The sequence below is a fragment of the Pseudonocardia sp. MH-G8 genome, assembly GCF_002262885.1.
Classification (GTDB): Bacteria; Actinomycetota; Actinomycetes; order Mycobacteriales; family Pseudonocardiaceae; genus Pseudonocardia.
In genome coordinates this window covers 1-11,418 of the sequence record NZ_NKYF01000027.1, presented here as the reverse complement: position 1 = coordinate 11,418, position 11,418 = coordinate 1, and the positions used below count along the sequence as shown (strand labels likewise).

Genomic DNA, 11,418 nt, shown 5'->3' with positions numbered 1-11,418 from the left:
ATCCATGGCACGCACCCGATCAAGCTGCCGCGACGATGCGTACGCCGGCTACATCGTCCGGCCGCTCATCCGCGACATCAACGACGAGCTGCGCGCCGCGCTCGAGCAGCTGGCCGAGGTGCTCAACACGGTCGACCGACCGATCAGCGACGTCGTCGAGGAGCTGACCACCCGAGACGTCCTCAACGCCCTATCAGCCCTGCCGATCCGCGCCCGGAAGCACGCTCTTGAGCCGCTCGGCATCCATCTGACCCCCAAGACGCTGTCGCAGGGGCTGTGCCGCGACGTCGTTGGCAGGCTGCAGCGAGCCGAGGAACCCACCGCTCGGCACGCGGCGTTCCACCTGACCGCCGGGGCGCTCTACGGCAGGCTGCACACCCTTGCTGCGCGATCCATGGCTACCGCCGGCGGACCGGATGAGCGCAGCTCGGACGAGGTCGACGACGAGCTCGAGAGCCGCTGGACGCCCGCTCTGCTGCGCCTGGCGCTGTGGTCCGACATCGCCCAGAACGAGATGTCGGCCCGCGTGTGGACGTGGGCGGTCGCACGGCCCTGGTTCGTCCACGGCGCGGTCGACACCTCCACCGCCGCGAAGATCCGCACCGCAGCCGAGCAGGTCATCGCCCACTCCGCCGACCGCGACGCCGTCCTCGAGGACCGCGACGACACGCCCGACGACCAACCCGTCGCCCCCTCCGGTTCGCCCAGCCAGGCCGCCACAGCGCCAGAAGGCAGCAGAATCCTGCCCAACTCCCGCACCTCCCCGGAGAGCATGGCCGCGGCCGTCGCCAGCACCGTCCGCCCCGCAGACCCGCAGACCTCACCTGCGGCAGCTCCGGATTCTCCGGCCGACGCCGAGCAGGCGCTGCACGCCGCCCGCGAGTGCTTCGCGCTGGCCGTCGTCTCCGCCGAGCACATCCTGGCCGACCTGCGGGCCGGCCGTGGACCCGCCGACGACGACGTCTTCGCCGTGCGCGCCGCCCAGAGCACCTACAGCCATGCCTGCTCCGCCGTCCAGGAGGCAGGCGAGGAGGACCCGCGCGCCGCGTCCGACGTGCGGCCGACGCTGGACGAGATCGCCCAGATGCTCGCGGTGCGCGCCACGCGGGACGCGGACGCGCCGCTGCGCCAGAGCATCGCCGCAACAGCCCGCATCACCAGCGACGCCCCTGGCATCTCCGAGCACGTCGCGCAGCTGAGGACGCTGTCCGCAGAGCTGCTGGCAGCGCACGACTGGACCGACGCTCAGCGCGCGCTGGCGCTCGCGATCGCCGCGCTGGTCGAGCTCGTCCGCAATCCGCAAGCCGCGCCGGAGACCCGCCTGGAGCTGCAGGCCCGCGTCAGCGGAGCAGTGGCTTCGCTGCCCGCCCTCGCCGTGCTCAGCATGCTCGCCGACCAGCTGACGCTCGAAGCACCCTCCAGCGGCACAGCTCCGCCAACCGGGCAGGACCCCGAGCCGCCTGCCGGGCAGGAGCCGACGGCTATCGCTGCCGTACCGCCGCCCGCACCTGCAGCCGTTGCGTCGACGCAGCAGGCCCCCGCCGCCGATGTCACCACGGACACTGCTGACGTCAACGTGCCGACCGAACCCTCGGAGCCTGCCCAGACCACCGCCGAGCCGACCCCTCCGCAGCCTCACCCGCAGCCGGCTCACGACGCACCGGTCGTGACAGCCGACCCAGCTGCCCAGGCCCTGGGCGAACCCGCCGGCACCGCCACCCCCGCCGCATCTCGGGAACCTGAGCCGGCCACGACCACCGCGCGGACCAGCAGCGTCCCGACGCAACCCGGCTCGCGGCCCGCCAGCGCACCGGCCGCCCCACGCACCACTACCGAGCGCAGCGCAGATCAGAGCGACACAGGGCGGAGCAGTACCGAGCAGCACGGGCCCACCCCTGCTGACGTCGAGCGGTCTGTCGCCGAGCTGCTGTCCACCTGCCGCTACGGGATGGCGTCCCATCTGGCCGCCCGAGCCGAGTGGGGCGACACCCGCATCCGTACCTTCCGAATGGCCGGGCTAGCCCGAGCCGTCCGTATCGACACCGGACCCTGCGGCGCGATGCTGCGCCAGGAACTGGCCGACCTGGACAGCAACCAGGTCGCCGAGGACAACGTCAGTCTGCTCATCGCCGTTAGCAGCCTCGTGCGCGTCGCGCTCGTGACCGGCGAGCCCGCAGCCGGCGCGCTGCTCGGCGAGTTCAGCAGCCGGCTCGACCCGAACCTGTCGAACATCGCCGACGAGATCGGCAGGCGCGCGCTGCGCGGCGTCCTGAACGCCACCCCGGCCCTCAACGTCCTGGCCAACGTCAGCGACGCCGAGCGTGACCTCAAGCTTGTTGTCGAGCAGGCCAGCGCAGCCCGACGGCCCCGGACGCTGCGCTTCAAGCGGTGCAGCGACATCGCCAAGCGCTGGCTCGACAGCAACGGCGTTCTGGGCCGGCTGCTCGACATCGTCGTCGCGAACGACGCTGACCGCCTCGTCGAGGTACAGACCGGGGTTCAGCACCTGTCCGACGCCTCGGTCCGCGAGCGGCACATCGACGAGCTTGACGCCCACTTCCGTGGGCACAGCGGCAAGCCGATCGAGGGATCTGGACGGCAGGACCTGCACGCGCTGATCCTTGAGACGCTGCGGCCCGTCCGCAGCTGGATCGAATTGACGAGCGCTCTGGCCCGCACCCGCGCCGGACGCGACGAGTGGACGACCGGCGAGGTCGCTGACATGCGCCGCGCGGTGCTCGCCCAACGCGACGCCGCCCTGGCCGCACTGCTGACGCAGACCCAGACCGCCGACCCCCTGCTGGGCGCCGCTGCACAGGCCGCACACGCCAGCCTGCGGCACACCTTCACCATGCTCGACAGTGGCGAGCCGCTGCAGGCCGGCGAGCCAAGCGTCACGGTCGCGCTGGACCTCGAGCTGCTCAAGGCCGACGACGTCGTCGTCACCGATGTCGGCACCCTCGAGCTGCACAGCACCGACCCGCTTCCCGCGCTCATCAGCGCCGTCCAGCGCGACTGGATCGGGGCGTTCACGCTGCAGCTGCAGCACGAGAACTACCCCGCCGCGCGGTACCTGCTCAAGATGCAGGATGCCGGCATCCTGGCCGATGACGCCCTAGGCGATGACGCCCGCAGCCGCTACACCACGGCGCTGGAGCGCAGCCGCACCGAGATGGTCGCCGAACGCAACACCGTCGACGCCGACCTGCGTCGTGCCCGCCGCAGCAACGTCGTCACCGAGGAGGCAGACGGCGAGCTCACCGCGCTACTGGCCAGCGCCGACCCGACCCGCGGCAACCTCGGCCAGGTCCGCGCCATCCTCGCCACGATCAGCAAACTGCTGCCGGACTACCGCAAGCAGGCCGCGCAGCGGCTGCGCGACCGGCTCGTCGCGCTGGACATCGACGACGAGGAGCGGGCCCGGATCAGCGACCCGATCGAGAAGGGCGACCTGCTCACCGCCGAGGAGCTGCTGTACTTCCAGGACGTCGGCGAGCCTGTCCCCCGTACTGACCACAGCCGGCGCGACCTGCGCGCGTTCTTCCCCGCCATCCCGGACGCGCTGCCCAAGGGCATCACCACCGAGCTGGTCACCGCCGTCCGCGAGCGGACGAGCTACGCCGGCAGCGATGTGCTCGACTACAGCCACCTGTCGCCTGCCGCCGCCGAGCAGATCGCCGAGGCACTCGGCGCCTGGCGTCAGGCCGCGACCGCGCCGGTGGCCGGCCGGCGCAGCATCACCGAACGCGACCTGCTGCTGCCGGCGATCCGCCTCATGGGCTACGAGTGTTCCAAGATCCGGCGCCTGGAGGACATGCCCAAGAGCGGCGAGCGCCGGTTCATCGAGATCACCGACGTCCGGCCCAACAGGGACGCGCAGATCCCAGCGTTCGGCAGCAAGCTCGGCGGACGACTGCGCGTCCTGCTCGTGTGGGGCCAGCCCACCGAGGACCTGCTGATGACCTACGCCGACCACGACCAGTCCGGCGACAGCCTGCTCATCGCGCACTTCGGCACCATGAGCGCCGCCGCGCGGGCGAAGTTCGCCTCCCGCGTCGAGCGCACTGGCGGTCCCGTCGCCATCCTTGACGACGCCGCCCTGGCCTACCTCGCCGCTCGTGGCAACCGCCAGCTCGGCGTGACTATGTCGATCCTCATGCCGTTCGCCGCCGTCAACCCCTACATCCGAATGAAGCGCGGCGCGGTCGCCGAGGAGATGTTCTACGGCCGCGACCTCGAGCGCGTGCAGGTCATCGATCCCGACGGCACGCAGGTGCTCTACGGCGGTCGCGGCCTGGGCAAGTCCGCGCTGCTGCGCTACGCAGCCGAGAAGTTCGAGTCCTCCGCCGAGACTGGACAGCGCATCACGATCTACCTGAGCCTGGACTCGGTCGCTGCCGGTGCCGCCTTCAGCAAGGACGCCCTGTGGGTCGGGCTGCGCAACGAGCTGATCAAGCGCGAGGTACTGTCCGCCCCGTCCGGCAAGGCCAAGAACACCGGCAACGTCTACGACCAGGTCCGCGCCGGGATGCTCGACTGGCGCAACAAGGACAGTCGCAACCGGCTGCTCATCCTGCTCGACGAGTCCGACCAGTTCTTCGAGGCCGACGCACCAGCATTCCTAGACACCAAGCGGCTGCGCGACATCGGCGTCGTCACCGACAACAACATCAAGGTCGTGTTCGCCGGCCTTCACTCGGTACAGCGGTACGCCAAGAGCGCCCGCAACGGTCCGTTCAGCCACCTCGCGCAGCGGCCCACCGTTATCGGGCCGCTGCGCCCGCAGTTCGCCGCCGACCTGCTGACCGTCCCGCTGGGTGTGCTCGGCTACGAGTTCGCCGACGACAACCTCGTCAACCGAGTCCTGGGCTACTGCTCATACCAGCCGTTCCTGTTGCAGATGTTCGGCCACCGGCTGGTCGAGGCGCTACACGCCAAGCGGCGCGACGGCCTGGCTGGCGACCAGCCGCCGTACATCATCACCGACAACGACGTCGCGGTGATCGAGCGCAACCGCGACCTGCGCGCCGACGTCACCTCGGCGTTCCAAGAAACCCTGAACCTGGACCCCCGATACAACGTCATCGCCAACGTGCTGGCCGACCACGCGTTCCGGTTCGGCTTCGACGCCCGCCTGCAGGACGCAGACCTGCGCGAGGAGTGCCTGAGCTGGTGGCGTGCGGGCTTCGAGTCGCTCGACAGCGAGAGCTTTCGTGCCTACCTCAATGAGATGGACGGCCTCGGAGTCGTCGCGCCGAACACCGACGGGCGCGGGTGGCGGCTGCGCAGCCCGAACGTGCTCAACATGATCGGCAACCGTTCCGAGGTTGAGCGGCAGCTGCTCATGGCCGAGTCCGAGTCGGTGCCCGAGACATTCCTGGCGCTGGAAGGCCGGCCGCAGCTGTCCGACAGCAGCAGCGCGCCGCTGACCGCTGCGCAGCTCGACGACATCCTCGGCGACCACAGCACGCACGTCCGCGTCGTCGTCGGGTCACGTGCCACGGGCCTAGACCACGTTGACGAGGCGCTGCGTGAGGTCACCAGCAAGGCCGGCGACTTCGACATCCCACCGATCAGCGGCCGGCGCGCGTTCGAGGAGGAGCTGCGGGGCGGACGGGCCGGACGGCGGCGGGTCATCATCGACGACCTGGCCAGCCTCCAGCCGCAGGCGTCGGCGTGCCTGGAGGCGCTCGACCTGGCACTCACCCACGTGCCGACCGCCGCGGGCGTCACCCGCGCCGCAGTCCTGATCTCCAGCCCGGAGCAGGCCGAGCTGTGGGACAGCGCCTTCGAGCACGGCGTCGCTGTCGCACTACGCCGCTACAACCAGCAGACGCTGCGGGTCTGGACGATCACGCGGCAGATGTTCAGCCACGACGAGCGTCTGCAGCGGCTGTGGGACCTCACCGGCGGGTGGCCGATGCTCGTCGAGCACGCCGCCACCCTCGCCGACAGCGAGGGCGCGCAGGAGCCCACCGCCTTGGACGAGCTCGAGGCGTACGTCAACAGCCCGACCGGTCACAGCGACCTGCTCGATGGTGTCGGTCTCACCCACGACCCCGACCTGGCGCGCGCCTACGCCTCGATCGTCGCACTCGTCGACGACCAGAAGGTCAGCCGGGCCGACCTGCAGGACGCCGCCGACATGGACGGCTCCTCCAGAGATGTCGTTGAGCGGCTGCTGGCGCTGCAGGTGTTCGACACCCACAGCGACGGCTCGTACAGCATCGAGGCGCGCCTGCTGGCTGCCTGGCAGGCGTCGCTGACCTGACCGGCGATGCCTTCGGCCGATGCGGACACGCAGCAGCCCCGACCGTCACGGTCGGAGCTGCTCGCTTCGCAAGGTCAGGCGTCTCGCCGCGGCGGTGCGCCACTTCGGCCTTGCTCTGCTGCCCGACACGGCCGGTATGCCGTGCCCCCTGCCGCCATGCTGGCCGTTCCGCGCCGGACAGGCGGCGCGTACATATCGTCTACCAGGAGCTTCACTCCCGTCCGAACCCGGCTGCCCTGACCAGGTTGGAGAGGGCTCAGTGCCGGGGTGCAGTTGCTGTTCGAGCTCGCCGAGCTGGCCCCCGGCGGCGAGCAGCTGGAGCTGGCGCGGGCTGCCCGGCGTCGGGTATCGGAGACCCGGGCGGCGGCGGCCCCGCGGCCGCCGCCCCGCCGGAGACACTCAATCCGAGAGAGACAGTGATCGGTGCCAAAACCGTGATGCGCGGCCATCGCCTGGACAGCGACCCTGCCGGAACGATTCGCATGCTGGTCTCCTCCTACTTTGGGTACGGCTTTGCTCAGGAGCGCCGTTCTGCCGGCGATCAACCTGGGTGGTGTGCACGTCGCCGTCGGTGGCATCGTTCGCAGCGCCGCGGGGCTGGTCGAACGCGGACCGTCAGCTCGGATGGCGGAGGGCCAGCTGGCGATCACCCGCCTCGTGGCCGATCCGATGAGTTGAGCTACCGCCTCTTGCTGCGTGTTACTGGCGCCGGCCGGATGCTCGACCCGAATCCGCCGGCGCCGCCCACGTCAGGCTCAGGGTTCGTCAGCCGAGCTGCGGACCAGCAGCTCCACCTCGATCAGCCTGGTGGGAGCGAGCCGCCACCGATCGGGGGACGGGGTCGACGAAGCGAGTGCCGTCGTCGGTGCGGATGCGGCACAACGCGCGGCCATCGCGATGCGACCACCTGGGGACCGGGCCGTTGGCGACACGCCAGTAGCCCGGCGGCTGAGCCCGCACCGAGCGCCGGCAGACCGGACAGCACAGGTTCTCGACGGACTGCCAGCGGCGCTCCTCACGACCGATAGGTCCGGGCACCACCACACGACGGATCGTCACGAATGCCTCCTCGTTCGACCGTCGCTGACCGTGCTCTTCCGGGGTGGTCGTCCTATGGCGCGCGCCGTGGTCGTCGCGCCGACGCCGTCCCTCGCCCACCAGACGCAGCTCTCCGGGCGCTGACCGAGGGCGTCGAGACAATTGAGTAGCTGGCTCGCGCAGCCGGATCCGCCCCGTCGCTCGCGGGCGTCGCTGCTCCCGGCAGCGAGCAGCCACGACGGCACGTGGTCACGGCGTTGTCGCCGCTCACCAGACATCGACCACGTCCGCGCCATCCCGCGACCACGCCCGCTCGCCATCGTCGTGCCAGCGGTTCCAGGCGCGAGGAGCGGACATGGTCAGTACCGACGGGCGAGACGGAGTTGCGCGGCGAGGCCCGGCACGGGTCACCGTCGCGGGTGTGGCCGGCGGCGTCGGCACCACCACGGTGGCGAGCGCGATCGCCGGCCTCGACCGCGGCGTCTTCACCGGCCGACCGGTCGACGTCCTAGTCTGCCGCGCGACCGGCGACTCACTCGTGCGCGCGTCCCGAGCCACCCACGTCCTCGCCATCGCCGGCCACCAACCCGTCGTCGCCGTCACCGCCGCCGACGCATCCGGCCCGACCCGCCCCGTCACAGCACGGCTGCGGCTGCTCGAGCCGCACACCTCGGCCGTGGTGGTGCTGCCCTTCGTCCGCCGATGGCGAGAGCTCGCGGTCCCGCTGGACGACGTCCGCGACCTGCTCACCCGGCCGCTCACCGAGCTCCCCCGACAGCTGCGCCGCTACGCCACCGCCGCCCGCGAGCTACGGGCAGCGGTCGGCGCCCCACTACCCGCCTCGACCCGGCGCACGGCTGCGCCGCTGGCACGCCCCGTACCCACGATCGGAAGGACCGCGCGATGACTGCGCCGCTCGCCACGCCACCTGACCCGCCCCCGTCGGCTCCACCGGGCCTGGACGAACTCGCCTCCCAGCTGCTCGGCTGGCTGAAGTGGGGCGTGATCTTCGCCGGACTGATCGGCATCCTGATCTGCGCCCTCATGCTGATCATCGGCCGCCGCAACCGCTCGGCCACCGCCTACGAGGGCCTCGTCGGTTCGGCGTGGGTCCTCGGCGGGCTCGGACTGGCGTCCGTCGCGGCACTCATCGTCGGGGCGTTCCAACTGTGAGCGCACCCCTGACCGGCTGGGCGGCATGGCGACGCAGTCTCGCGATCGGCGGCGGGCTGACCGTCGTGCTGATGCTCATCGGCACGATCGGGTACCTCACCGCCGACCAACCGGCGCCGCGCGTACCCCCGGAACCTGTCGTGGTGGTCGAGGCCGTTCCCGGTGGGATCGCTGCCGTCTCGGACTCCCATGGACCACGCGACCATCACGACGGTCGCAGCGCAGGGTTCGCCCATGACGAACTCGGAGCGGCCATCGCCGCCAGCAACCTCACCGCGCGGGTCTCCCCCGCTGCCGGCGACGTCGCCAAAGCCGCCGTCATCGAGCAGTGCTTCGGCGATATCCCGACCACGCTGGCCCGGCTGCGCTCGGCGTTGCCGATGTCGGACTCGCCCTCCCGGGCGGCGCTGCAACCGCAGGCGCTGCACTACCGGGTTCTCGCCGGCGACCCGCATGGCGACGCCGTCGTCGTGTCGCTGCTGGCCGAGACTCCCCAGGCCCGGGACCTGGGAGGGCTCTCCCGAATCGACGCGACGCTGAGCTGGATCGACGGCGACTGGCGCCTGCGGGTGCCCCTGCCGGCACCCTCGATCCATCCCAGCACCGAGGGCTACACGTTGCTCGGGCGGACGTCGTGATCGCCCAGCCGCCGCAGGAATGCGGGACGTTCGACCTGGGCTGCCAGGCCGGGCAGGCGATCTCCTCGACGTTCCAGGCGCTCGTCACCGAGGTCGCCCGCGGCGCCGCCGACCTCGTCGTGACGGCCTCGACCTGGTGGGCGGAGACCGACAGCGTCAACCCCGCGGACTCGGCCGTGCTCGCCGCACAGGACGTGACCGCGCCGCTGGTCGCGACGATCCTCGTCGGATCGGTCCTCGTGCAGGCGATCCGGATGATTCTGAGCCGCAAGGGCGAGCCGCTGATCATGGTGGCGACCGGGCTGTTCCGCTTCGCCGTCGTGTCCGCACTGGGCCTCACCATCCTGCAGGCCGCCCTGCGTGCCGGGGACGCCTTGGCCCAGGAGCTACTGAACGGGGCGGCGAACAACTTCGCGCTGCTGATGCGCGACGCACTGACCACCAGCACCGCGGGCACGTTCGTCGTCCTGCTCGTCGCGGTCGTCGCCGCCGTGCTGTCCCTGGTCCAGTGGGTGCTGATGGCGATCCGCCAAGCCGGGCTGCTGGTGCTGGCCGCGATGCTGCCGCTCGCCGCTTCCGGGTCCCTGACCCGTTCCACGCGCGGATGGCTCGACCGGTTGATCGTGTGGCTGATCGCCATCGTCGCCTACAAGCCGGCCGCCGCATTCATCTACTACATCGGCTTCTCCTACCTGTCGACGACGAGCTCGAACGCCCCGGGCGACATCAGCACCTTGATCACTGGGCTGATGGTGCTCGTGCTGGCCGTGATCGCGATGCCGGTCATGCTCAAGTTCTTCTCCTGGACCGGCACCCAGATCGGCGGCGCCTCCGGTGGCGGCTCCGGATTCCTCGGAGCCGTCGGCGCAGCGACCATGGCCCGCAGCTACGGCCAGTCCCCCGCGGTCCGTCGCGCCGCCGCAATGGAAGCCACCGGACCCGGTTCCGCCCCCACGAGCGCATCACCGCGGCCCGCGGGCGCAGCGGCGGTCGCCGGACGGGCCGGCGCGGCCGGCATGGCGGTCGCGGCCGGTGGGGCCATGGCCCGTGGTGCGGCCGAACGCATGACCGGCGCCCCACCGCAGAACGGCGGGCCGTCATGACCACCGCGGAGAACCGGGCGGTGGAACCCCGGCTTTACGGCAACTGGCGCCCCGAACGTGGCTGGGGCGTCGCGGGACTGAGCAGCGCCGCGACCATCACGGCGTTCCTCGCGATCCTCCTACCGCTGCTGGCGATGTCGGTCGCGCCGCGCCTTGTCCTGCCACTCGCCGGAGCGGCCGCCGTCGTCGTGGCCGGCGTCGTCGTACGCGTCGGCGGGATCAGTCTCGCCGACGTGCTCGTGCGCCGGGGCAGGTTCACCCGGGCCCGGGTGGCTGGCTGGACCGAGCTCTCAGCCGGGGTGCTCACCGAGCACCCACGCGCTGCCGACCTGCCGGGGGTACTTGCCCCGCTCCTCCCTCTCGACGTCGACGACGGCCGCGGTGGACGTCACGCGCTGCTGTGGAACCGGCGCACGGGGACGCTCGCCGCGGTCCTGCGCTGCTCCCCCGTCGGCCTCGACCTGGCCGACCGCGACCAGACCGACGCGTGGGTCGCGTCGTGGGGCGCGTTCCTCGCCGACCTGGGCTACCAGCCGCTGGTGCGCCACATCGCGGTCACCGTCGACACCGTGCCCGCCGGTGGCACCACCGTCCCCGAGCACGTTGCCCGTGAGCTCGACCCGGCGGCTCCGGCGCTGGCCAAACGGGTGCTCGGTGAGTTGGTGGCGGCGACGCCGGCAAGCTGTGCCGCGGTCGACGTCCGCCTGACCGTGTGCCTCGACCCGAACCAGGCCACCCCGAAGCCTCCCGATCTGTTCGCGGCCGTCGTCGAAGCGGGCCGTTGGTTGCCCGGACTCGAGGCCACGATCGGCACCTGCGGCGTGGCGGTACTCGGGCGCGCTGAGATCGGCTGGCTCACCGGACGCATCCGCGCCGCGTTCGACCCCGCGGCGCACCGCGACATCGCCACCGGAAGCGACGCCGCACAGCTGCTGCACTGGGCCGACGCCGGCCCGGTCGCCGCGCTCGAGCGCTGGGACCACTACCGCCACGACGGCGCCGTCTCGGTCAGCTGGGCTCTGCGTGAGGCCCCACGCCAGGCCATCGGCCCGACCGTGCTCGCGCCCCTACTCGCACCCGGGGTGTTTCCACGCCGCGTCACCTGGCTCTACCAGCCCTACCCCGCCGATCAGGCAGCCGCGAAGGTCGAGGCCGAAGTCACCGGCGGCCAGATCCGCCGGGCCTGGGCGACCCG

The 11,418-nt window shown here is 71.6% G+C and carries 6 protein-coding genes; all 6 read left to right on the top strand.

What is annotated here, in order from left to right; genetic code table 11:
• The first annotated feature begins 4 nt into the window (after positions 1-4).
• Complete coding sequence (locus CFP66_RS37375) at positions 5-6,271, top strand: hypothetical protein (RefSeq protein WP_094930093.1); 6,267 nt, start codon at positions 5-7, stop codon at positions 6,269-6,271.
• 1,393 nt (positions 6,272-7,664) lie between these two features.
• Positions 7,665-8,216, top strand: a complete 552-nt coding sequence (locus CFP66_RS37370; RefSeq protein ID WP_143517499.1) for a hypothetical protein — start codon at positions 7,665-7,667, stop codon at positions 8,214-8,216.
• On the top strand, positions 8,213-8,482 hold the full coding sequence (locus CFP66_RS37365; protein WP_094930091.1) for a hypothetical protein: 270 nt from the start codon (positions 8,213-8,215) through the stop codon (positions 8,480-8,482). The genes CFP66_RS37370 and CFP66_RS37365 overlap by 4 nt, the downstream gene beginning before the upstream one ends.
• Entirely contained in the window at positions 8,479-9,120 is a 642-nt protein-coding gene (locus CFP66_RS37360) for a hypothetical protein (protein WP_094930090.1), read from the top strand. Before CFP66_RS37365 ends, CFP66_RS37360 begins: the two co-directional genes overlap by 4 nt.
• Positions 9,117-10,223, top strand: a complete 1,107-nt coding sequence (locus tag CFP66_RS48250; protein WP_094930089.1) for a hypothetical protein — start codon at positions 9,117-9,119, stop codon at positions 10,221-10,223. The genes CFP66_RS37360 and CFP66_RS48250 overlap by 4 nt, the downstream gene beginning before the upstream one ends.
• The coding region (locus CFP66_RS37350) for an SCO6880 family protein (protein WP_094930088.1) at positions 10,220-11,418 on the top strand (1,199 nt) is incomplete at its 3' end. The genes CFP66_RS48250 and CFP66_RS37350, both read left to right, overlap by 4 nt.